This window comes from Pseudoalteromonas sp. ASV78, from assembly GCF_047806705.1.
GTDB lineage: Bacteria > Pseudomonadota > Gammaproteobacteria > Enterobacterales > Alteromonadaceae > Pseudoalteromonas > Pseudoalteromonas prydzensis_A.
On sequence record NZ_JBLOPA010000001.1, the window covers coordinates 3289436 to 3310916 of the forward strand.

The 21481-nt window shown below is 42.9% G+C and carries 23 protein-coding genes and 2 pseudogenes; 17 read left to right on the forward strand and 8 right to left on the reverse strand.

Annotation, left to right across the window (positions count from 1 at the left end):
- Positions 1-36: 36 nt before the first annotated feature.
- Positions 37-1347 (reverse strand): short-chain fatty acid transporter, encoded by a 1311-nt coding sequence (locus ACMVDV_RS14920; protein WP_416158650.1) that lies wholly within the window; start codon positions 1345-1347, stop codon positions 37-39.
- Between the two features lie 120 nt (positions 1348-1467).
- On the reverse strand, positions 1468-2418 hold the full coding sequence (locus tag ACMVDV_RS14925) for a chemotaxis protein CheV (protein WP_304183067.1): 951 nt from the start codon (positions 2416-2418) through the stop codon (positions 1468-1470).
- A gap of 171 nt (positions 2419-2589) precedes the next feature.
- Between ACMVDV_RS14925 and ACMVDV_RS14930 the strand changes: the two genes are divergently transcribed.
- Together ACMVDV_RS14930 and ACMVDV_RS14935 are read left to right on the forward strand one after the other, a co-directional pair.
- Positions 2590-3657 carry a potassium channel family protein gene (locus ACMVDV_RS14930; RefSeq protein WP_416158651.1) on the forward strand — a complete coding sequence of 356 codons (1068 nt, stop codon included), beginning with the start codon at positions 2590-2592 and terminating at the stop codon, positions 3655-3657.
- Positions 3657-3860, forward strand: coding sequence for a hypothetical protein (locus ACMVDV_RS14935; protein WP_304183071.1), 204 nt, complete (start codon positions 3657-3659; stop codon positions 3858-3860). Before ACMVDV_RS14930 ends, ACMVDV_RS14935 begins: the two co-directional genes overlap by 1 nt.
- 80 nt (positions 3861-3940) lie before the next feature.
- Here the strand turns inward: ACMVDV_RS14935 and ACMVDV_RS14940 are convergent, their stop codons facing one another.
- Both ACMVDV_RS14940 and ACMVDV_RS14945 read right to left on the reverse strand, forming a co-directional pair.
- Positions 3941-4972 (reverse strand): cytosolic protein, encoded by a 1032-nt coding sequence (locus ACMVDV_RS14940; RefSeq protein ID WP_416158652.1) that lies wholly within the window; start codon positions 4970-4972, stop codon positions 3941-3943.
- Positions 4973-5059: 87 nt separating this feature from the next.
- Positions 5060-5518, reverse strand: coding sequence for an EVE domain-containing protein (locus tag ACMVDV_RS14945; protein ID WP_149980445.1), 459 nt, complete (start codon positions 5516-5518; stop codon positions 5060-5062).
- Between the two features lie 76 nt (positions 5519-5594).
- Here ACMVDV_RS14945 and tesB point away from each other — a divergent pair, with 76 nt between their 5' ends.
- Positions 5595-6452 (forward strand): acyl-CoA thioesterase II, encoded by an 858-nt coding sequence (gene tesB / locus ACMVDV_RS14950; protein WP_304183079.1) that lies wholly within the window; start codon positions 5595-5597, stop codon positions 6450-6452.
- A gap of 14 nt (positions 6453-6466) precedes the next feature.
- Here the strand turns inward: tesB and plsB are convergent, their stop codons facing one another.
- The gene (plsB, locus tag ACMVDV_RS14955; protein ID WP_416159101.1) at positions 6467-8911 is read right to left on the reverse strand and encodes a glycerol-3-phosphate 1-O-acyltransferase PlsB; all 2445 of its coding nucleotides are present in this window, start codon (positions 8909-8911) and stop codon (positions 6467-6469) included.
- Positions 8912-9323: 412 nt separating this feature from the next.
- Here plsB and rpsJ point away from each other — a divergent pair, with 412 nt between their 5' ends.
- From rpsJ to rpsQ, 11 genes are read left to right on the forward strand one after another with little or no spacing between them, the layout of a single operon-like run.
- Positions 9324-9635, forward strand: coding sequence for a 30S ribosomal protein S10 (gene rpsJ / locus ACMVDV_RS14960; RefSeq protein WP_002957900.1), 312 nt, complete (start codon positions 9324-9326; stop codon positions 9633-9635).
- 27 nt (positions 9636-9662) lie between these two features.
- Positions 9663-10298 (forward strand): 50S ribosomal protein L3, encoded by a 636-nt coding sequence (gene rplC, locus ACMVDV_RS14965; RefSeq protein WP_054206125.1) that lies wholly within the window; start codon positions 9663-9665, stop codon positions 10296-10298.
- 17 nt (positions 10299-10315) lie between these two features.
- On the forward strand, positions 10316-10921 hold the full coding sequence (gene rplD, locus ACMVDV_RS14970) for a 50S ribosomal protein L4 (RefSeq protein ID WP_054206126.1): 606 nt from the start codon (positions 10316-10318) through the stop codon (positions 10919-10921).
- Positions 10918-11220, forward strand: coding sequence for a 50S ribosomal protein L23 (gene rplW, locus ACMVDV_RS14975; protein ID WP_054206127.1), 303 nt, complete (start codon positions 10918-10920; stop codon positions 11218-11220). Before rplD ends, rplW begins: the two co-directional genes overlap by 4 nt.
- A 17-nt stretch (positions 11221-11237) precedes the next feature.
- Complete coding sequence (gene rplB / locus ACMVDV_RS14980) at positions 11238-12062, forward strand: 50S ribosomal protein L2 (protein WP_007376192.1); 825 nt, start codon at positions 11238-11240, stop codon at positions 12060-12062.
- 15 nt (positions 12063-12077) lie between these two features.
- Positions 12078-12356 (forward strand): 30S ribosomal protein S19, encoded by a 279-nt coding sequence (gene rpsS, locus ACMVDV_RS14985; RefSeq protein WP_010561269.1) that lies wholly within the window; start codon positions 12078-12080, stop codon positions 12354-12356.
- A 14-nt stretch (positions 12357-12370) separates the two neighbouring features.
- The gene (gene rplV / locus ACMVDV_RS14990; RefSeq protein ID WP_004588690.1) at positions 12371-12703 is read left to right on the forward strand and encodes a 50S ribosomal protein L22; all 333 of its coding nucleotides are present in this window, start codon (positions 12371-12373) and stop codon (positions 12701-12703) included.
- Positions 12704-12714: 11 nt separating this feature from the next.
- Positions 12715-13416: a 30S ribosomal protein S3 gene (gene rpsC, locus ACMVDV_RS14995; RefSeq protein ID WP_054206128.1), complete on the forward strand. Its 702-nt coding sequence runs from the start codon at positions 12715-12717 to the stop codon at positions 13414-13416.
- 12 nt (positions 13417-13428) lie between these two features.
- Entirely contained in the window at positions 13429-13842 is a 414-nt protein-coding gene (gene rplP / locus ACMVDV_RS15000) for a 50S ribosomal protein L16 (RefSeq protein ID WP_064667756.1), read from the forward strand.
- The gene (rpmC, locus tag ACMVDV_RS15005) at positions 13842-14033 is read left to right on the forward strand and encodes a 50S ribosomal protein L29 (RefSeq protein ID WP_054552371.1); all 192 of its coding nucleotides are present in this window, start codon (positions 13842-13844) and stop codon (positions 14031-14033) included. Before rplP ends, rpmC begins: the two co-directional genes overlap by 1 nt.
- Positions 14033-14290, forward strand: coding sequence for a 30S ribosomal protein S17 (gene rpsQ / locus ACMVDV_RS15010; protein ID WP_016709053.1), 258 nt, complete (start codon positions 14033-14035; stop codon positions 14288-14290). Before rpmC ends, rpsQ begins: the two co-directional genes overlap by 1 nt.
- Before the next feature lie 536 nt (positions 14291-14826).
- Here the strand turns inward: rpsQ and ACMVDV_RS15015 are convergent.
- The 3 genes and pseudogenes from ACMVDV_RS15015 to ACMVDV_RS15025 form a co-directional block, all read right to left on the reverse strand.
- A pseudogene (locus ACMVDV_RS15015) lies at positions 14827-14970 on the reverse strand (hypothetical protein); the annotation flags it as partial.
- Positions 14922-15041: pseudogene (locus tag ACMVDV_RS15020) on the reverse strand (hypothetical protein); the annotation flags it as partial. The pseudogenes ACMVDV_RS15015 and ACMVDV_RS15020, both read right to left, overlap by 49 nt.
- Complete coding sequence (locus ACMVDV_RS15025) at positions 15035-16666, reverse strand: endonuclease (RefSeq protein ID WP_304183933.1); 1632 nt, start codon at positions 16664-16666, stop codon at positions 15035-15037. The pseudogene ACMVDV_RS15020 and the gene ACMVDV_RS15025, both read right to left, overlap by 7 nt.
- 394 nt (positions 16667-17060) lie before the next feature.
- Here ACMVDV_RS15025 and ACMVDV_RS15030 point away from each other — a divergent pair, with 394 nt between their 5' ends.
- The 3 genes from ACMVDV_RS15030 to ACMVDV_RS15040 all read left to right on the forward strand — a co-directional run bounded on the left by ACMVDV_RS15030 (position 17061) and on the right by ACMVDV_RS15040 (position 21415).
- Complete coding sequence (locus ACMVDV_RS15030) at positions 17061-18869, forward strand: assimilatory sulfite reductase (NADPH) flavoprotein subunit (RefSeq protein ID WP_416158653.1); 1809 nt, start codon at positions 17061-17063, stop codon at positions 18867-18869.
- A 64-nt stretch (positions 18870-18933) separates the two neighbouring features.
- Positions 18934-20631: an assimilatory sulfite reductase (NADPH) hemoprotein subunit gene (cysI, locus tag ACMVDV_RS15035; RefSeq protein ID WP_416158654.1), complete on the forward strand. Its 1698-nt coding sequence runs from the start codon at positions 18934-18936 to the stop codon at positions 20629-20631.
- A 43-nt stretch (positions 20632-20674) separates the two neighbouring features.
- Complete coding sequence (locus tag ACMVDV_RS15040; protein WP_416158655.1) at positions 20675-21415, forward strand: phosphoadenylyl-sulfate reductase; 741 nt, start codon at positions 20675-20677, stop codon at positions 21413-21415.
- Positions 21416-21481: the final 66 nt, after the last annotated feature.

The following is a 21481-nucleotide window of genomic DNA, read 5'->3' on the forward strand; positions in this document are numbered from 1 at the left end:
GTGCATATATTGCACGCCTTTGCATAATGCTTGCAGCTAATAAAAACTCAATACCAACGATATAAACACGCCGGTTATAATTAATTGCACTAAACAAAAGCCCATAATGTCTTTGGCTTTTAGGCCGGCAATGGCCAGTACCGGTAAAGCCCAGAATGGCTGAATAAGATTAGTCCAGGCATCACCCCAGGCTACCGCCATTGCTACGCGGGGCATGTCGGCCCCTAAAGCCTGTGCTGCGGGTATTACTATAGGCGCTTGTACCGCCCACTGACCGCCGCCTGATGGCACAAATATATTGACTAACCCCGCACTTAAAAAGCTCCAAAACGGCAATGATTCTGCGCTGGCGATTGCGATAAAGCCTTGCGAAATTTGTTGTGCTAAACCGGTGTCGATCATAATGGCCATGATCCCTGCATAAAACGGAAACTGAATAATAATCCCTGCGCCGCTGGGCACTGCCTGTTGCAAGCTATTGAGTAAATTGTACGGCGTTTGATGCAGTAAAATGGCTGAAAATAAAAATAGCGCAATCACACTATTTAAATTAAGTGAGCCACCACTAAAGATAAAATAATTAGCTAAATAAACTAGCCCAAGCATACCAATGCCCAGTCCTAATAATTTGCTGTGCTCAATTTTATCGGCAGGGCGGGTAACATTATTGGCCTTAGGTGTAGGTTCTGCTAATAGGTTTTTATCTACATAAATGCTGTCTTTGGCGCTGGGTAACATATAGCGATTAACTAGCGGCATAATAATGAATAAGCCCACCACAATGGCGATATTAAAACCTGAGAACAAGGTGGCGCTGGTGTTTATCACGCCCATACTTTGCTCAGCAAAATGCCCTGGAGTAGCAATGGTTAATGGAATTGAGCCAGCTAAACCGCCATGCCAAACAATAAAACCAGAATAGGCACTGGCAACCAGTAGGCGATAATCAACCGGTGTCTGACGCGCAATTGCTTTGGCAAACAAAGCACCAATCACTAAACCAAAACCCCAGTTGATCCAACTGGCGAGTAATGACACCAAGGTGACTAATAAAATCGCTTTTGGCGCAGTATTGGCAAGTGTTGCCAGCAAAGTGAGTAATCGGCTTATAATCGGTGTGCTTGCCAACATATAGCCGGTCAGTAGCACTAATAGCATTTGCATGGCAAAGCTGAGCAAATTCCAGAAGCCACTGCCCCATGCATTTATTACTTGTTGCGGGGTTGAAGGCGTAACTAGTGTTGCAATTATAAAAGTCAGTAAGGTGAGTAAAATTACAAAGATAAACGGATCGGGTAGATAACGTTCGACTAGTTTAGTAAATGGCTTGGCAATTTTATTGAGCATAATGGTGTATTTTTATTATGTGTGTGTTTGCCAATTAATCACGAATGTACTTAATTGGCAAATGCGCTGGTCGTTTTAATGTTATATCGCGTATCAAAAGCGTTAATTTAAACATTGGTGCTATTTTTGTTGTTCAAGCACCGCTTTTAAACGTGTTTGTACTTCTTCAACCAGTAAATCAGGCTGAAATTTAGATAAAAACGCATTACAGCCAACCTTTTCAACCATGGCTTGGTTAAAGCTACCACTGAGTGAGGTGTTAAGTACCACATGCAGGTTCTTTAAGCGCTTATCGTTGCGGATCTCATAAGTTAGCCGATAACCATCCATCGCTGGCATTTCAGCATCGGTGATCACCATCAGCAACTCTTTTTCTACATCCATGCCTTTATCGGCCCAGGCTTTAAGCATATTCAGTGCTTCAAGACCATTACTTGCAGGAATAATCTCAATACCCAATTGCGTTAATGTATCGCTTACTTGTTTACGTGCTGTAGGTGAATCATCAGCATGCAAAATTTTGCGGCCCACAAATTCGTTAACAATGCTTTTATCAAGTATTTCATCAGAAATTTGTACTTCGTACTCAACAATTTCAGCGAGTACTTTTTCTACATCGATGATCTCGACCAATTGCTCTTGGCCATCACGTTGAATTTTAGTGAGCGCTGTAAGGTAATGGTTTTTACCTACAGAAGTCGGTGGTGGCATAATATCGGACCAAGTCATATTGACGATTTGATCAACCTTACCAATTAAAAAACCTTGTACCGTACGATTATATTCAGTGATAACCAGATTACTGTCTTCAATGTGTTTGGCCGCAGGCATACAAATAGCTTGGCGCAAATCAATAACCGGAATAGATTCGCCACGAATGTTAGCAACACCAGAAATTTTCGGGTGTGCGTGAGGAATAATATTTAAGTGAGGCAGTTTAACCACCTCTTTTACCTTAAACACGTTAAGGGCAAATAGGTGTCGGCTGTGTAAATAAAACAGTAATAATTCTAAGCGATTTTCACCAACGAGTTGAGTTCGTTGATCAACAGAAGCTAATACACCAGACATAACACACTCGACTATATAATTAATAATTCAAGTATAGCTTACACTGTTCTGCTTTAAAAAAGCAGTCTAGATAATAATCTTAGTCCTTATAAGCGTTATACAACCATTGCCATCATTTCAGCATTACAGTAACTTATCGGATAATTGATAGCTGAATAACCAAGTGTGGGCATGCCTTTTATATTTAAACGATTATTTTTATTAGTCAGAAACCATATTGATCAGGTCAGCTGGCAAGCTGTTGCTATTGCAACACTATTACATATGTTTTTGATTTGGTTGCTTTTAGGCTTGGCCGGTGAAACAGTATTAAGCCCCGTTAGTACCTTCGTTTACTACTATATAGTAACTACCTCAACGGTAGGCTATGGTGATTTTAGTGCTAGCACAGACTTGGGGCGATGGATTGTGGCGATACTGCAAATTCCATTTGGGTTAGCTTTATTTGGTGTTCTGTTAGGTAAAACAGGGCAAACAGTTACTTATTTAATTAGGCGCGCTATGACAGGTGATAAAAATTTTTCGCATTTCAACAATCACATTATTATTTTTGGCTGGCATCAAATCCGCACTAAAAAAATGATTGATTATATCTTGGCTGACCAAAAACGTATGGAACGCCGAATTTTGCTGGCGGTGACAGAGCAAATGGAACACCCATTCTTAGCTAACGCGCATGTTGATTTTGTGCGCTTAACGAGTTTTACCGACTGTGAAGAGCTTGCCCGTGTGGCGATTAGACAAGCCGATAAAATTATTATTGATGGTCAAGATGACGACCAAACTTTTACTACCGCACTGAGGATCAGCAAATTAGTAAACGATGACTGCCATATTAGTGCGCATTTTAATGATGAAAGTAAAGTTGAAATGCTGCTAGAGCACTGTCATAACGTGGAATGTTCAAGTGCTAAATCAGCTGAAATTTTAGTGCGTTCAATGCAAGACCCAGGTTCTAGTCGCGTACAAGAAGAGCTTTTATCTACCTTACATGGTGATACTCAGTTTAGTTTAGTGATCCCCGCTGATTTGGCTGAAATGGAGTTTGGTAAATTATTTCATCATTTTAAACACGATCACGATGCTATTTTACTCGGTGTTGCGCACAATCTCAGTGCGCAAAATATGGATTTAAACCCACCACTTAATTACCCAGTTAATAGCGGCGATATATTACATTACATCGCTGTTGACCGTGTATTAAGCAGCGAAGTAGATTGGCAGGGGCTTGCTAAGTAATGGGGGAAGTGGCGTTTTTAATTCTACTCTTGAGTGCTTATATTCTACCTGTGGTAATTGTGCTCAATAGTAAGCGCACTCAAGGACATGAAAAAAATGGTTGGTTAATTGGCATCATCCTCTTCTCATGGCTTGCACTGGTTATGTACTTTGCCATCATCCCTAAGCATGGTCACAAAAAGAAAAAGACCAAAAAAAAGTAGAGCTAAGCGGCCAGCTTACATATAAATTTGCCAACCGTATTTGATTTAATCAGCACGGTTTTTATTTTCAGCTGCTAGCCTCACTTTAATTGTTTTAGCTTGTGCTCTACTAAAGCATCATCAGGGGCTAGTTGCTGGGCAACTTCGAGCAGCTGAATGGCATCATTAGGGTGCTCATCTTGATGTTTTAGGGCAACATCAATCAGTGGTTGAATATCAATTTTTGCTTGATGCTCTTGCACATGCGCTGCTTTTTCATCAATAAGAATGTTGTGCGCTTTGCTTAATAAGGCTTGCCGGTGTGCCGATTTGATATTCGCCTTGTTGAGCCTTCTGTAATAGTCTTCTTTAAAGCGCAGGGTTTTGGTTTGTAGGCGAAATTGCGCAATATCAATTTGCTGATGAGCAATAAAATCAACGGCCACTTGTTTATAAAAGCCAAATTTATTTAAGTAAGTGGCATGCGTGCTGTGGCCCATACCAAATACCCGTAAATGGGTTAGTTGCGAATAGCGCTTAGCATGACCACGATCAATACGATTGGTCGGGTCGTAAATTATATAGCCTTTAGCATTGCCTAAATCGAGATCGTGGTAATCTTGTTCCCAATCGAATTGTTGGGCTATATCGGTACTTGAGCGGTCATCCCAAGGAGCAAGTGCTTTATTTTTGGTACTAACAGGATGAAATAACAGTACCTTATCTAGCTTTAGTAAGTTAGCAAATGCACCTACAGCAAAGCCACCTCGGCTTAAGCCGTAGCCTAATCGCTCGGTAAAGGGGGTTAGCAAGGGAGCGAGTTGCTCGAGGAAAAACAGTAAATTACGGTGTCTAAACCAATTACTTATGCCTAAGTGCTGAAAAGAAATAACATTAACCTGTTGTTTTTGCGCTAGCTGAAACCCCCAAGGGCTAAAATCATCATTGAGATCATGCTGTTGGTAATTGGTACCAGCAGGGGAAAAGGTGAATAATAAAGGCTTATTAATATCAATAAAGTGATACTTAACAAACACATCGCCAAGTAAATCCCCTCCAGAGATAGGTAATCTGGCTTGCTGTTCATCTTGAGCTAGAGTTAACCACTCATCTAACCAATACAGTAATTTCATCTAACCCCCTAACTAAAACAAGCCAACTATTTTAGCAAATTTGGAAAAAGAAGGAAAACGTGATGTATTAGCAGCAATCTATTGTTGTTACTCGGCCATTTTTATAATTGCTTGCCAATCCGCTTTAGTCACTGGCATTACCGATAATCGACCACCTTTTTTAAGGGCTATTTCGGTGATGGCGTCGTTTTCTTTAATCGCTTTTAGGCTGACTAATTTATTTAAATGCTGCTGATAGGTCACATCAACCACCACCCATCTCGGTTTATCACTGGTCGATTTAGGGTCGTAATAATCACTGCTTAAATCAAATTGGCAAGGATCTGGGTAGGCTTCAGCAGTCACTATTGCGATACCAGCTACACCGACGTGTTTACAGCTAGAATGGTAAATCATCACTAAATCGCCGAGCTTTACGCCATCACGCATAAAATTACGAGCTTGGTAGTTGCGCACACCTTCCCATGCAGTGGTTTGTGCGGGGGCGCTTTTTAAATCGTCGATTGAAAATGCATCGGGTTCGGTTTTAAATAACCAATACGCCATAACTAGGCTCCTTGAAATATTTACATCATACTTGTCTATAGTATCATTAAAATCTAAATGGGATTGAGGAGCAACTATGAGCCAAGTTTTAGATGATTTATTGTCGTTATTAACGTTAGAAGAAATAGAGCAGGGCTTGTATCGCGGGCAAAGCCAAGATTTGGGGTTTCGCGCGGTATTTGGCGGCCAAGTAATGGGGCAGGCGTTGTCTGCGGCCAAAGAAACCTTGCCAGAGGGGCGTATTGTACACTCTCTGCATTCTTATTTTTTACGCCCTGGTGATGCTGCCAAGCCAATAGTGTACGATGTTGAAACCATTCGGGATGGTAAGAGCTTTAGTACCCGCCGTGTTAGTGCGATTCAATATGGCAAACCTATTTTTTATATGACGGCATCATTTCAAGGTGCAGAACAAGGCTTGTCGCATCAAGCCACTATGCCGGATGTACCTGCTCCTGAGGAGCTGCGCTCATCACTGGAGTTTTATCAAGAGCACGCATCTCATATACCAGAGGTGATCCGCAATAAGTTTATTCGCGAAATGCCGATTGAAATGCGTCCGGTCACCTTTCATAACCCATTTAAGCCAGAGGTAATGGAGCCGGTTAAACATATTTGGTTCAAAGCCAATGGCGAGATGCCAGATGATCAACGTATTCATAACTATTTATTGGCGTATGCGTCTGACTTTGAGTTTTTACCAACCGCATTACAGCCGCACGGCGTGTCGTTTATGCAGCCCAATATGCAGGTAGCAACCATTGACCATGCGATGTGGTTTCATCGCCCGTTTCGTTTGGATGATTGGATTTTATATACCATTGATAGCCCAAGTGCGAGTTCAGGGCGTGGTTTAGTGCGTGGCCAGTTCTTTGACCGTCAAGGCAACTTAGTGGCCTCAACGATCCAAGAAGGGGTAATGCGTCAGCGCTGATAGGCGATTTGCAGCTATTTTTGGTTACATTGCCCTTGTACAATATCACTAATTGACTGCCAGACCCGTGCTGGCAGTAATGCTTTAAGATGCATATACACTTCACACAGTTCTGTACTGCCTTGTAAGCCATTCTCGGTTTCGCTAATTAAACCTTGCTCGCGCAAGTTGCTAATAAAACCGACCAATACTTTTTTGTCAAAAAATTCAGGAGTTTTAATGCCGTGCAATGTCCCTAAGCGCTCAGCCAGTACTTGGCTTTCACGTTCAAGTTCTGCGCGTTCAATACCTAAACTTGTTTGAATAAAACCAGTTACAATCGCATAGCGTTGCAGCGTTAAACTAAGCGCCCGACCGAGTATTTCCAGCTTCGCTAAGCAGTCATTACTGTTGGTGATTTTGATGTTATCACCATCAATCTCAATTAAATCTTGATCAACAAAGCTGGCTAAAATACGGGTAATGTAGTTTTCGTCGAGTTCGTGCAAAAACCATTCTTTAGCAAACAGCGGGTAAAAGCAGTTAATCAAAGCTTGGCACTGTGTAATGGTGGTTTTATGGCTTTTAAATATATGCAGCGCCAGTAAGCTTGGTACCGCAAACACATGCAGGATATTATTACGATAATAGTTAAAGAGGATTTTTTCTTTATCATTAATCGCGATAATTTCGCCAAACTCATCACTGATCACCTCAAACTTATTCAGCTTTAACGCATGCGCCAATAGTTGTTCTGGGTTTTCATCTGGGATGGTGACTTTTTCACTGTAACTCGCACTGCGTTGCAGGTGTAAGTAAAAATCTAGCTGCGCTAACAATTTAGGTTTACTCAACGCTTGTTTGTCGTTTACTAGTAATATCATCGCTAGTAAGTTAACTGAGTTAAGGGCTGCGGCACTGTTAATGTTAACCATCACTTTATCGGCTAATGTCGCCACTTGCGGCCCAAGCCACTGCGGTTTTTGTACATCAGTAGGGTGAATAGATGCACGCCAATCAGGTTGATGCTCATTTAAATATTGGTTGATTGAGATCGGATCGCCAAAGTTTAAATAACCACGACCGTAGTTCTTTAAATTTTTAATGGCTTTAAAAATACCAAAAATAGACTCGCCTTTTTTATCGTCGCCCGCCAGTTCTTTCAGGTAGGTATTGATTTCCATGACATGCTCATAGCCAATATACACAGGCACAATCGAAATTGGACGATCAATTCCACGTAACATGGCTTGTAAGGTCATTGCCAACATACCGGTTTTTGGTGGCAATAAACGCCCGGTGCGGCTGCGTCCGCCTTCCGTGTAAAACTTTACGGAATAACCTTTGATAAATAACTGGCTTAAATATTCTTTAAACACGGCCGAATAGAGCTTGTTGCCCGCGAATGAACGGCGAATAAAAAACGCCCCTGAGCGGCGGAAGATGCCACCGGCAGGGAAAAAGTTTAAGTTAATACCCGCGGCAATATGTGGTGGCACTAAGCCTAAATGATAAATAGAGTAGGTAAGTAGCAAATAATCCATGTGTGAGCGATGGCATGGCATATAGATGATCTCATGACCTTTATTGGTTAAGTCATGTAGCTGCTCGGTGTATTTGATATCAATACCGTTATACAGTTTATTCCACAGCCATGTAAGTATGCGCTCTGCAACACGAATGGTCGCGTCGCTATAATTTGCCGCTATTTCATCAAGCAGCTTTAAGGCATTTTGTCGTGCCTGTTGCTGGCTGATGTTTTTTTCTTTGGCTTCAGTTTGAATCGCTTTTTTTATAGTTGGTGAAGCCAATAACGAATTAAACAGCTGCTCGCGTGAGGGCATTTTAGGGCCCGTCGCCGCTAGTTTTTGGCGCCGAAAATGTACCCGTGCCACGCGAAGTAGTTTATGCGGTAGTTCATCCACATCAGCTTTTTCGTTAACCAGTAGCGATAAATCAAGTGGCTGACTAAAGCGAATAAAATTGTCACGGCCAGAGAACAGTAATACAAAAAACTTACGAAACCAGCTAGGGGTCAGTGAATGCGACACCAGCGTGCCTAAACCGGGCTTTTCTTTACCTGGATTACGACCCCATAAAATAGTCACTGGCAGCACTTGCACGTTTTGTTCACCGTTGGCCAGTAATTGATCAATAATTTGTTTGCCTTGATTAAGCGCATCCGTTGGTTTGGCTTTATCGCCAAATAGCGGCGGTGGATTTTGTAAACCAATAAAGCGCTCTAGTTCTTGGCCACCTAACAGTTGTGATTGCATAGGTGACGGTAAACCAAACTTTTTGCAGACTTTATCTAGCGCCGCTAAATCTGAGCGAGCATTGAGCTTAACGATATAAAAGGTTGGATATGCCGGATTAAGGCCGTATTGTTCGATTGGGTTTTCAGGCAGCACCTTGCTTTTAACGAACAGGCTATTCATTACCTTAGAGACAAAATTCAAACAATAATTAAAAATACGCATCAACTCACCAACGTAGAGGGTAAAAAGCAAAATAAGCGCAGATAATACCAAGTAATAACTGGACTGACCATTATCATTAATAGCGAGCACGATCATCTCGCTCTATCACTATAGATAACTTCCTGTATTGACGACACAATGACAGCCCTTTTTTACAGTATAAATAATCCTCATTCTGGTAGTTTGAAATAGTTGTTGCATTTATCACCAATATCACTATAATACGCAGGCTTTCAAAATTCCCTCGGGAACTTGGAAGGAACATTAAGCTTGGATTTCAAGCTAATAAAACAGGAGTTCCGATTTGGAACTCAACGTAGATATAAATCAACAACCGGCATCTTATGTTTTTAAGATTGTTTCGGTCGTTTTTTTATGCTCTTTTAAATGCTCTTTATATTGAGGTTTAAGAATGTCAAATCAACGCATTCGTATTCGCCTAAAAGCTTTTGACCACCGTTTGATTGACCAATCAACGGCGGAAATCGTGGAAACTGCGAAACGCACTGGCGCCCAAGTACGTGGTCCAATTCCACTACCTACACGCTTTGAACGTTTTACTGTACTTACATCACCGCACGTTAATAAAGACGCGCGTGATCAGTACGAGATCCGCACCCATAAACGTCTGATCGACATCGTAGAACCAACTGACAAGACTGTTGACGCACTTATGCGTTTAGATCTTGCTGCTGGTGTTGATGTTCAAATCAGCCTGGGTTAATCGAAAGATTAGAGAGGTTTTAGGAAAATGGCATTAGGTCTAGTCGGTCGTAAAGTGGGTATGACACGTATCTTCACTGAAGATGGTGTATCTATCCCTGTGACAGTTATTGAAGCGACACCTAACCGCATTGCTCAGATCAAATCTGACGCAACAGACGGTTATAACGCGCTTCAAGTAACCGCAGGCACTAAAAAAGCAAGCCGTGTAAACAAAGCAACAGCGGGTCACTTCGCTAAAGCTGGTGTTGAAGCGGGTCGCGGTCTGTGGGAATTCCGCCTAAATGGTGGTGAAGGCGATTTTGAAGTAGGCGCTGAGCTTACTGTTGAATTATTCAACGAAATCAACAAAGTTGACGTAACCGGTACTTCTAAAGGTAAAGGTTTCCAAGGTGGTGTTAAGCGCTGGAATTTCAGCATGCAAGACGCTACACATGGTAACTCTCTATCTCACCGTGCTCCTGGTTCAATCGGTCAAAACCAATCACCTGGTAAGGTGTTTAAAGGTAAGAAAATGGCCGGTCATATGGGTGCTGAGCGTGTAACGACTCAAAACTTAGAACTAGTACGCGTTGACGCTGAGCGTAACTTGCTTTTAGTTAAAGGTGCAGTACCTGGCGCTATCGGCGGTGACGTTATCGTTAAACCTGCTGTTAAAGCATAAGTCCTGGAGATTTAGTGATGGAATTAGCAATTAAAGACGCTTCTGGCGGTCTTGAAGTTTCTGAAGCTACTTTTGGACGTGAGTTTAACGAAGCATTAGTACATCAAGTAGTTGTTGCATACGCAGCAGGTGCTCGTCAAGGTACTCGTGCTCAGAAGACACGTTCTGAAGTAAGCGGTGGTGGTAAAAAACCATGGGCTCAAAAAGGTACTGGCCGTGCACGTGCTGGTACAATCCGTAGTCCAATTTGGCGTTCAGGTGGCGTTAGCTTCGCAGCTAAACCACAAGACCACAGCCAAAAAGTAAACCGTAAAATGTACCGCGGTGCGATCAAAAGCATTTTATCTGAATTAGTTCGTCAAGAGCGTTTAATCGTTGTTGAAAGTTTTGCTCTAGCAGCACCAAAAACTAAAGAACTAGTTGCTAAGCTTAAAGAACTTGAGCTTAAAGATGTTCTAATCGTAACTGAAGAAGTAGATGAGAATCTATTTTTATCGGCACGTAACCTGTACAAGGTTGACACGCGTGATGTAGCTGGTATCGACCCTGTAAGCTTAATCGCTTTCGATAAGGTACTTATTACAGCTGCTGCTGTTAAGCAACTTGAGGAGACGCTAGCATGATCCGTGAAGAACGTCTTTTAAAAGTGATCCTTGCTCCACATATCTCTGAAAAAAGCACAATTGCTGCTGAAGAAAACAACACAATCGTTTTCAAAGTAGTAAATGACGCAACTAAAGCTGAAGTTAAAGCAGCTGTTGAGAAGCTTTTTGAAGTGGAAGTAACTGGTGTTCGCACACTTAATGTTAAGGGTAAAACAAAACGTACTGGCGCACGTTTCGGTCGTCGTAGCGACTGGAAAAAAGCTTACGTTACTCTTAAAGAAGGCAGCGAACTAGACTTTGTCGGCGGCGCCGAGTAATAAGGGGAGTTAGAATTATGGCACTTCAAAAGTGTAAGCCAACTTCTGCGGGTCGTCGTCACCTAGTTAAAGTGGTAAACCCAGATCTACATAAGGGCAAGCCATACGCACCACTATTAGAGAAAAACTCTAAGTCAGGTGGTCGTAATAACAATGGTCGTATTACGGTTCGTCATATCGGTGGTGGTCATAAGCAGCATTACCGTTTAATCGATTTTAAACGTACTAAAGATGGCATTCCAGCCACTGTTGAGCGTTTAGAATATGATCCAAATCGTAGCGCAAACATCGCACTTGTATTATATGCAGACGGTGAGCGTCGTTACATTATCGCACCAAAAGGCTTAAAAGCTGGTGATGCAATCCAGTCTGGTGTTGATGCACCAATCAAGCCTGGTAATGCATTACCTATGCGCAATATGCCTGTAGGTTCGACTGTTCACAACGTAGAATTAAAACCAGGTAAAGGTGCTCAAATCGCACGTTCTGCTGGTGCATACGTTCAAATCCTTGCGCGTGATGGTCAATATGTAACATTACGTCTTCGTTCAGGCGAAGTTCGTAAAGTTGAATCTGATTGTCGTGCAACGCTAGGTGAAGTAGGCAATGCTGAGCATATGCTTCGTTCACTTGGTAAAGCAGGTGCAAATCGCTGGCGTGGTATTCGTCCGACAGTTCGTGGTGTTGCCATGAACCCGGTTGATCACCCACACGGTGGTGGTGAAGGTCGTACATCTGGTGGTCGTCATCCTGTGTCTCCATGGGGTAAGCCGACTAAAGGTGCTAAGACGCGTAAGAACAAGCGTACGGATAAATTTATAGTACGTCGTCGTACTAAGTAATATTGAGGAATAGCCATGCCACGCTCTCTCAAGAAGGGTCCTTTTATAGACCTACACTTGCTGAAGAAGGTAGAGAAAGCTTTGGAAAGCGGTGACAAGAAGCCAATTAAAACTTGGAGCCGTCGTTCAATGATCATACCTAACATGATCGGATTGACCATTGCTGTCCATAATGGTCGCCAGCATGTACCTGTTTTCGTTTCTGACGAAATGATCGGTCACAAACTAGGTGAATTTGCACCAACTCGCACTTACCGTGGCCACGCTGCGGATAAGAAAGCGAAGAAACGTTAAGAGGGGAATGATAAATGCAAGCATTAGCTAAACATAAATTCGCCTCTGGTTCGGCGCAAAAAGCACGTCTAGTTGCAGATCAGATCCGCGGGTTACCTGTCGATCGCGCACTAGAAATCCTGGCGTACAGCCCTAAGAAAGCGGCTGTATTAGTTAAGAAAGTACTTGAGTCTGCTATTGCTAACGCAGAGCATAACGAAGGTGCTGACATTGATGAGCTACGTGTAACAACGATCTTTGTGGACGATGGTCCAACAATGAAACGTATTATGCCACGTGCTAAAGGACGCGCTGACCGCATCCTTAAGCGTACAAGCCACATCACTGTTGTGGTTTCAGATAGCTAGGAGTATAAGTAATGGGACAAAAAGTTCATCCTACTGGTATTCGCCTAGGTATATCTAAACCTTGGGTTTCTACCTGGTACGCGAGTTCAAAAGATTTCTCTGCACAGCTTTTTGGCGATCACAAAGTACGTACATTCCTTACTAAGGAATTGAAAGCGGCTTCTGTGTCTAAAATCGTTATTGAGCGTCCAGCAAAATCAATCCGCGTAACAATCCACACGGCTCGTCCGGGTGTTGTTATCGGTAAAAAAGGCGAAGACGTAGAAAAATTACGTCAAGCGGTAACTAAGATTGCTGGTGTACCTGCTCAGATCAATATTTCTGAAGTACGTAAACCAGAACTAGATGCACAACTAGTAGCAGACGGCATTGCCTCTCAACTAGAGCGTCGTGTTATGTTCCGTCGCGCTATGAAGCGTTCGGTACAAAATGCAATGCGCATCGGTTCTAAAGGGATCAAAGTTGAAGTTAGCGGTCGTCTTGGCGGCGCAGAAATCGCACGTTCAGAATGGTATCGTGAAGGTCGTGTACCTCTACATACTCTTCGTGCTGATATCGACTACGCAACTTCTGAAGCCTTAACCACTTATGGTATCATTGGTGTTAAAGTTTGGATCTTCAAAGGCGAAGTTATTGGTGGTTTACCACTAGTACAAGAGCAAGAGAAGCCAGCTAAACGCGCACCAAAGAAAGCCAAAAAAAGTGCTAAGTAGAGGTAGCGAGTAATGTTACAGCCAAAACGTACAAAATTCCGTAAAATGCACAAAGGCCGCAACCGTGGTCTAGCGCAAAACGGTAACAAAGTAAGCTTCGGTACTTTCGGTTTGAAAGCTACTGGCCGTGGCCGCATGACTGCTCGTCAAATCGAAGCAGCTCGTCGTGCCATGACGCGTCACGTGAAACGTCAAGGTAAAATCTGGATCCGTGTGTTCCCAGACAAGCCAATCACGAACAAACCGCTTGAAGTTCGTATGGGTAAAGGTAAAGGTTCTGTTGAATATTGGGTTGCTGAAATTCAGCCTGGTAAAGTACTTTACGAAATGGAAGGTGTTTCTGAAGAGCTTGCTCGTGAAGCATTCAACCTTGCTGCTCGTAAACTGCCATTCAAAACAACTTTCGTAACTCGGACGGTAATGTGATGAAAGCAAGCGAACTAAAAGACAAAAGCGTAGAAGAGCTTAATGCTGAACTTCTAGGACTTCTTCGTGAGCAGTTTAACCTGCGCATGCAAGCAAGCACTGGTCAGTTAGCTCAAACTCACACGCTACGAACAGTACGTCGCGATATCGCGCGTGTAAAAACAGTTATTAACCAGAAGGCAGGTCAATAATGAGTGATAAAATTCGTACTCTTCAAGGCACTGTAATCAGCGACAAGATGGAAAAATCTTTCACTATCGCTATCGCACGTTACGTGAAGCACCCAATCTATGGGAAATTCATCAAACGTACGACTAAGTTACACGTACATGACGAAAATAACACAGCAAAAGCGGGTGACGTTGTTACTATCCGTGAATGCGCGCCAATCTCTAAGACTAAGTCTTGGACATTAGTAGACGTTATTTCTAGTCCAAAACAAGCTTAATTTTTAATTAAGTCTGTTTTATAAAAAGCCCCGGCATTAGCTGGGGCTTTTTGTTTTTAGGAGCTGTAAGTTTTAAGCTTTAAGTCGTCAGTCGTCAGCCGCTCGCAGTGAATGTGAGTGCCGTAGCTTGGGTTGAGTCTAATGAGGGCCGAGAGAAAAGAACGCCACGAATATGCAGGTATAAAAATTCATAGCACAGAAAAAGCACCTCGATAAACTTTCATCATAAAAAACTACTTGACCTTAACCTAGCTCCAGCTTTTATGCTGTATTTTTCACTCTTAATTAAATGCTATGTGTCCGATTCAAAATTACCTTTTAAGCTTAGGCCTTACCGAATATAGGCAATCTATAATGCAAGTTGTGGAGCTTGGTCGAGCGGTGGAGCGCTCAATTGCAAATAACAGTGAATTTGCAATTGCTGCGTTAGCATGGGTTGAGCAGCAAAAAAGATGCCCAACAATAACAAACAAAAGAGCATTAATTATATTTTTACTGCATAAATTGGGTTATAAAATTAGAGAGCAAAAAAGCCTTTACAAGTGCAAAGGCTGATGTTTTTCTGCGCTGACCGCTGACCGCTGACCGCTGACCGCTGACCGCTGACCGCTGACCGCTGACCGCTGACCGCTGACCGCTGACCGCTGACCGCTGACCGCTGACCGCTGACCGCTGACCGCTGACCGCTGACCGCTGACCGCTGACCGCTGACCGCTGACCGCTGACCGCTGACCGCTGACCCTTCTACCAGATCATCTCAACAAACTCAGGGTGATCCACGAATGGATTACGATTTCCTTGATGCTCATAAGCGGCTTGGTTTCTATCTAACTCTAATTGACTGACTGGATCCTCGTTATGCCAATTAACCAACATAGTCACTACCCAATTCTCAAACACTTGATTTGAGCTGCCATTGAGTACAGCGTTACTGGCAGTGGTATTATTTTGCCAAGTAGCAATGACGTTTTCGTAGCGGGTTGCCATATAAAAATAGGCGCGAGCAAAGTCACCTTTAAATTCATCGATTGGCTCAAATACCGTACCTGAGTAATTAATCGAGCTGGCTGCGCTGCCAAGCTTACTACCATTACTTGAGGTGTAGCTGGCGCTGCCCACTTCACCAAACGGGTAGTTGCTACGTTTTGAATTAACATAACCATCGGTGGCAAAAATATGGTGTACGTCTGAGTTCATCGGCTCATTTGTGCCGCCAAACCAACTTTTCGGGAATGAATGTTCGCGGTTGTAGCAATCAGCTTCACTATTGTAAGTGCCGCATTGATCACTTACAGCGACATAGTTATAGCTATCTTGGCCGGTGGGATTTTCTGAATAACGATCGAGGATTGAATTGTCATTTTCAAAGTACTTATCCCGAGATGCGCTATCGTAAAAATGCCAAATAGCTGAATAGCCCTGTGAGTTGTGACCTTTAATAATGTTGTATAGCGCTGTTTTTAGAGCGTAGCCTGTTAAACCTTGGGCTGTGACATAATAACCGCTTGGCTCCGTGGGTGGCGTTTCCGGGTTGGTATTATCACCAAGTATAAAGGGAGTTGCTTCACTGCTTTGAAAGCTACTGCCGCTTGCAAGTTGTGTTTGGCCAAATGTTAACGCGTAGCTACCGTTACCAAATGAACAGCAAATACCGTCGCCGTAACTATCAAAAATACTAAACGTGTAATCGCCATCAACTAAGCAAGCTTGCTCAGTGTAGCTGTTGTTACCACTATAACCGCCACCAGATGCAACGGTTGTACCTTGAGCATTAGTTATTTGCCAACTAGTTTCTTCGCCATAATTATCAGTTGTTAGCGCTAAACTAACCGTATTATTGGCACAACCTGATGGTGGTGGCGGTGTGCTGCTACCAGAGCTTGGCGTGAAACTATCCACATACACAGTTTCACTGCCATCAAAGCCACTAACATCATAAAAGCGCAGGCCAACGCTAATCGTAGCATTGCTGGTTGCTGTATATTGATGACTGATCTGTTGCCATTGATTTAATAGCGCAGGGTTTGAGTAGCCTTGGTAGCCGTCGGCAATTAGGCGCGCTTTCACGCCGCCTTCTGTGTGATAAATCCAGCTTGAAAATAGATAGCTTTGGCCTGCTTCAACAGTCACTGTTTGCAGTAAATCAGTATTACTTTGGCTTGCTGTATTAACGTCTACTTTTGCAGCGAGAGAGCCGGTGTTGACGATAGAACTTGAAGGCGATAGCACAATACCAGCATCAATGGTGCTCCAGTCGTTAGGGGTGTTGCCTGACCAACTTTCAAAGTCGCCATTATCAATGGCGGCTAAGCAAGGCAGTGCTGTTGATAAAACAGCGCTGGCGAGTATGAGTTTTTTATATGTCCCGTGTGACATAGTGTTTCCTTATTGTTATGGGCGCACAGAATGTGGCCAATTTCACTATAGCCTACCTGAGATTTGTTGCAAAAAGGTTAACGTTTAATTTTATTACCGATGCTGAGAATTGCTATTTTTGCGAGCTATTCATTACGCTGCGATAGCGGACGCGCGCTATTTTTTGCTTTTAATATGTTTTTACTGGTTAATTTATAAATTAATAACTAAATGGAATAACAAAGCAGATTCTATTCTTTTTTTATTGGCGCATACCCCGTTATTCTTCACACTCAGAGAAATCTTTAGGGCCTGAGTTATTTGCCTTAAAGTCGACACAAATTTTAGGCAAAGTGATTGACTGTGATCAGTGATCATTTTGTAGATAACTTTCAGGGTTACGGGGAATTAATTCATGTTGTTAGGTCAACTTAATGCTGCAGCAAGTCCACTATCGCAAGAGCAAGTACAAAAGCTACAAGGTTTAGTCGCTGAACTTAATCCAATTCAGCAAGCGTGGGTGAGTGGTTACCTTGCTGCGAATGCAAATACGGCAGCTTTAGGTGGCGTGGTTGGTGCTACACCAAGTGCGGGTGAGGGCACTGCATTGACCATTTTATATGGTTCACAAACCGGTAACTCAAAAGGTGTCGCAACTAAGCTTAAAGAGCAAGCTGAGTCTCGTGGTTTGGCTGTTAAATTAGTGAGTATGGCCGATTATAAACCAACGGCCCTGAAAAAAGAAAAATTCTTAACAGTCGTTGTTTCAACTTACGGTGAAGGTGAGCCGCCAGAAGATGCAGAAGCACTGCATGAGTTTTTAGCGACTAAAAAAGCCCCTAAACTTGATGGTGTGAAAATTGCGGTTATAGGTTTAGGTGATTCAAGCTATGAATTCTTCTGCCAAACAGCAAAAGATTTTGAACAACGTTTAAATAAACTCGGTGCAGAAACTGTGTATCAGCGTGCTGATTTAGATGTTGATTATGATGAGGAAGCGGTAACATGGATCAGTGGCGCGTTAGATGCCTTTGAACCTGATTTAAAAGCGCAGCAAGGCGCAACAGGTGGTCAAGTGCTTTCATTTGGTGCGCCAGTAACAGCTGCCAGCCAATACACTAAGCAAAATCCATTTGCGGCAGAGCTAAGCACTGTGCAAAAAATCACCGGTCGTGATTCAAGCAAAGATGTGCGTCACGTTGAAATTTCACTTGAAGGTTCTGATATTACTTATACCCCAGGTGACTCGCTAGGGGTGTACTTCTTAAATGATGAAGTCTTGGTTGATGAAGTATTAACACTGACGCAAATTGATGCTGCAAGCCAAGTTAAAATCGCAGATGAACAGCTAAGCGTTCGTGATGCACTGATCGAAAAATTAGAGCTAACTCAGTCATACCCAGGGTTTGTTGAAAAGTATGCAATCGCAACGGGCACCCCTGAGCTACTTAAGTTAGTTGAAGATAAAGCGGCAATGCGTGAATACATTGAGTCTCGTCAAATCTTTGATGTGATCCGCCAAAACCCAGCCAAGCTTGAGGCACAAACCTTGGTTGATTGTTTACGCAAGCTGCAAGCACGTTTATATTCAATCGCTTCAAGCCAAGCTGAAGTGGAAGACGAAGTCCATTTAACTATTGGCTTGGTTGAGTTTGAAGCGTTTGGTAGTGAGCATTTAGGTGGCTGTTCAGGTTATTTAGCACGTCGTGCTGAAGAAGGCTGTAAAGTAAAAGTATTTAGCGAACATAACGATAATTTCCGGTTACCTGCTAACGACGAAACACCTGTGATCATGGTCGGCCCAGGTACCGGTATTGCACCGTTCCGCGCCTTTTTACAAGAACGTGATGCCCGCGAAGCAACAGGTAAAAACTGGTTATTCTTTGGCAACCCACACTTTACCCAAGATTTCTTATACCAAGTAGAAATTCAAGGTTACTTGAAGTCAGGTTTATTGAGCAAAGTGGATGTGGCGTTTAGCCGTGACCAAGCTGAGAAAGTCTACGTACAAGACAAGCTACGTGAAAACAGCAAAGCGGTATTTGAGTGGCTAGAAGCCGGCGCGCATTTTTATATTTGTGGTGACGCCAATCGCATGGCGAAAGATGTACACCAAACCTTGGTAGATATTATCAAAGAAAACAGTGGTAAGAATGATATAGACGCTGAGCAGTATTTAAAAGATTTACGCAGCGCAAATCGCTATCAGAAAGACGTTTACTAAAGTTAAACGTTGCTTACTTTATTAAAAGTTAACAGCCGTCACTGTAACAAATTTAGGATTAAATATGAGCGAACAAGATAACAACGTAAAGCTTTCTGATAACGAGCGTTTGAAAAGAGAAAGTAACTTTTTACGTGGCACCATAGAGCAAGATTTAAAAAATGAGATCACCGGTGGCTTTACTGCGGATAACTTTCAGTTAATTCGTTTCCACGGTATGTATCAACAAGATGACCGTGATATTCGTGGTGAGCGTGCTAAGCAAAAGCTAGAGCCATTACATAACGTAATGTTACGTGCTCGTATGCCTGGCGGTATCATCAAGCCTGAGCAATGGTTGGCGATTGATAAATTTGCCGACGAAAAAACTAGCTACGGCAGTATTCGTTTAACAACTCGGCAAACATTTCAGTTTCATGGGGTATTAAAGCCAAACATTAAAGGCATGCACCAAATGCTTAATAGTGTTGGTATTGACTCAATTGCAACAGCAGGTGATGTTAACCGTAACGTACTGTGTACTACTAACCCAGTAGAGTCTGAGTTACATCAAGAAGCATACGATTGGGCTGCGAAAATTTCTGAGCATTTATTACCAAAAACCAAAGCGTATGCTGAAATTTGGTTAAATGGCGAAAAAGCAGAAACCACAGAAGAGCCAATTTTAGGCTCTAATTACTTACCGCGTAAGTTTAAAACCACAGTGACCATTCCACCAAATAATGAAGTGGACGTGCATGCGAATGACTTAAACTTTGTTGCGATTGCTGAACATGGCAAGCTAGTTGGTTTTAACGTATTAGTGGGGGGCGGCCTTGCCATGACTCACGGCGATACTGCAACCTATCCACGTAAAGCCGATGACTTTGGTTTTATCGCTTTAGCAGATACGCTAAAAATTGCTGAGCATGTGGTATCAGTACAGCGTGATTGGGGAAATCGCTCAAACCGTAAAAACGCAAAAACTAAATACACCTTAGACCGTGTTGGCACTGATGTATTTAAAGCGGAAGTAGAACAGCGTGCCGGTGTTAAATTTGCGCCAAGCCGCCCGTATGAATTTACCCACCGTGGCGATCGTATCGGTTGGATTGAAGGCATTGATGGCAAGCACCACTTAACTCTGTTCATTCAAAGTGGTCGTATTTTAGATTATCCAGGTAAACCACTGAAAACCGGTTGTCGCAAAATTGCTGAAGTTCACCAAGGTGATATGCGTATGACGGCAAATCAAAACTTGATCATTGCCGGTGTGCCAGCCTCACAAAAAGCAGTGATTGAAGAAATCGCCCGTAATCATGGTTTGATTGACGACAAAGACTCTGAGCAACGTAAAAACTCTATGGCCTGTGTGGCATTGCCAACCTGTCCATTAGCAATGGCTGAAGCAGAACGCTACTTGCCAAGCTTAATTGAAAAAACCGAAGCGCTGCTTGCTAAGCACGGTATTCCTGATGACAGTATCATCATGCGTGTTGTGGGTTGCCCGAATGGCTGTGGCCGCGCCATGTTGGCAGAAGCGGGCTTAGTAGGGAAAGGTCCAGGTAAATATAACGTGTACTTAGGTGGCAACCTTGAAGGCACGCGTATTCCTAAGTTGTATTTAGAAAATGTCGGTGAAGACGTGTATTTAGAGGCCTTTGACAAATTAATAGGTCAATGGGCAAGTGAACGTAACGACGGCGAATGTTTTGGTGACTTTGTGATCCGCAAAGGCATCGTTGCTGAAGTTAAAGTGTCAGTCACCGATTTTCACGCTTAATTTAAAAGCAAGCGAGTGAGCTTGCTGAGGTTTGGAATTTACTATGAGTGAATTTAAAAACATATTACAGCTAGATAAAGAAAGCCAAGCGGCACTGCTTGCAGATGCAAACGGCGTATTAAAAGACTTAAGTGCCGAACAACGGGTGGCTTGGGCGCTTGAAAACTTACCAGATACGCAGTTTTTATCATCAAGCTTTGGTATTCAGGCGGCGCTGATGTTGCACTTAGTCACATCACAGCGCCCAGATATACCTGTAGTCTTAACTGATACCGGTTACTTATTTCCGGAAACGTATCAGTTTATTGAGCAAATGACGATGCGTTTATCACTTAATTTAAAAGTGTATAAATCAGCGCTGAGCCCAGCATGGCAAGAAGCTAAGTTTGGTAAGTTATGGGAGCAAGGTGAAGCGGGAATTAAGCAATATAACCAGCTTAATAAAGTAGAGCCGATGACCCGTGCGCTAAAAGAGATTAACGCCGGTACTTGGTTTAGCGGCCTGCGTCGGGATCAAGCATCGACTCGTGCCGATAAGCAGGTTGTTGAAATTAGCCGTGGTACAGTCAAGGTTTACCCAATTATTGAATGGTCAAACCGTGATGTGTATCAGTATCTAACGAAACACGATTTACCATATCACCCATTGTGGGAAGAAGGCTATGTGTCGATGGGGGATGTGCATACAACCCGTAAGTTAGAGCCGGGTATGACCGAAGAAGAAACTCGTTTCTTTGGTTTAAACCGTGAATGTGGCTTACACATTGATGGTGATGGCATCTAACCCTAAATGCTGTTCTGAATATACCTAAAACGCAGCCTAGCTGCGTTTTGTATTTTTGGCTACAAT

Coding starts and splice junctions, on each gene's coding strand:
- ACMVDV_RS14920 (WP_416158650.1), bottom strand. CDS start 1,347: ATGCTCAATAAAATTGCCAAGCCATTTACTAAACTAGTCGAACGTTAT.
- ACMVDV_RS14925 (WP_304183067.1), bottom strand. CDS start 2,418: ATGTCTGGTGTATTAGCTTCTGTTGATCAACGAACTCAACTCGTTGGT.
- ACMVDV_RS14930 (WP_416158651.1), top strand. CDS start 2,590: ATGCCTTTTATATTTAAACGATTATTTTTATTAGTCAGAAACCATATT.
- ACMVDV_RS14935 (WP_304183071.1), top strand. CDS start 3,657: ATGGGGGAAGTGGCGTTTTTAATTCTACTCTTGAGTGCTTATATTCTA.
- ACMVDV_RS14940 (WP_416158652.1), bottom strand. CDS start 4,972: ATGAAATTACTGTATTGGTTAGATGAGTGGTTAACTCTAGCTCAAGAT.
- ACMVDV_RS14945 (WP_149980445.1), bottom strand. CDS start 5,518: ATGGCGTATTGGTTATTTAAAACCGAACCCGATGCATTTTCAATCGAC.
- tesB (WP_304183079.1), top strand. CDS start 5,595: ATGAGCCAAGTTTTAGATGATTTATTGTCGTTATTAACGTTAGAAGAA.
- plsB (WP_416159101.1), bottom strand. CDS start 8,911: ATGCGTATTTTTAATTATTGTTTGAATTTTGTCTCTAAGGTAATGAAT.
- rpsJ (WP_002957900.1), top strand. CDS start 9,324: ATGTCAAATCAACGCATTCGTATTCGCCTAAAAGCTTTTGACCACCGT.
- rplC (WP_054206125.1), top strand. CDS start 9,663: ATGGCATTAGGTCTAGTCGGTCGTAAAGTGGGTATGACACGTATCTTC.
- rplD (WP_054206126.1), top strand. CDS start 10,316: ATGGAATTAGCAATTAAAGACGCTTCTGGCGGTCTTGAAGTTTCTGAA.
- rplW (WP_054206127.1), top strand. CDS start 10,918: ATGATCCGTGAAGAACGTCTTTTAAAAGTGATCCTTGCTCCACATATC.
- rplB (WP_007376192.1), top strand. CDS start 11,238: ATGGCACTTCAAAAGTGTAAGCCAACTTCTGCGGGTCGTCGTCACCTA.
- rpsS (WP_010561269.1), top strand. CDS start 12,078: ATGCCACGCTCTCTCAAGAAGGGTCCTTTTATAGACCTACACTTGCTG.
- rplV (WP_004588690.1), top strand. CDS start 12,371: ATGCAAGCATTAGCTAAACATAAATTCGCCTCTGGTTCGGCGCAAAAA.
- rpsC (WP_054206128.1), top strand. CDS start 12,715: ATGGGACAAAAAGTTCATCCTACTGGTATTCGCCTAGGTATATCTAAA.
- rplP (WP_064667756.1), top strand. CDS start 13,429: ATGTTACAGCCAAAACGTACAAAATTCCGTAAAATGCACAAAGGCCGC.
- rpmC (WP_054552371.1), top strand. CDS start 13,842: ATGAAAGCAAGCGAACTAAAAGACAAAAGCGTAGAAGAGCTTAATGCT.
- rpsQ (WP_016709053.1), top strand. CDS start 14,033: ATGAGTGATAAAATTCGTACTCTTCAAGGCACTGTAATCAGCGACAAG.
- ACMVDV_RS15025 (WP_304183933.1), bottom strand. CDS start 16,666: ATGTCACACGGGACATATAAAAAACTCATACTCGCCAGCGCTGTTTTA.
- ACMVDV_RS15030 (WP_416158653.1), top strand. CDS start 17,061: ATGTTGTTAGGTCAACTTAATGCTGCAGCAAGTCCACTATCGCAAGAG.
- cysI (WP_416158654.1), top strand. CDS start 18,934: ATGAGCGAACAAGATAACAACGTAAAGCTTTCTGATAACGAGCGTTTG.
- ACMVDV_RS15040 (WP_416158655.1), top strand. CDS start 20,675: ATGAGTGAATTTAAAAACATATTACAGCTAGATAAAGAAAGCCAAGCG.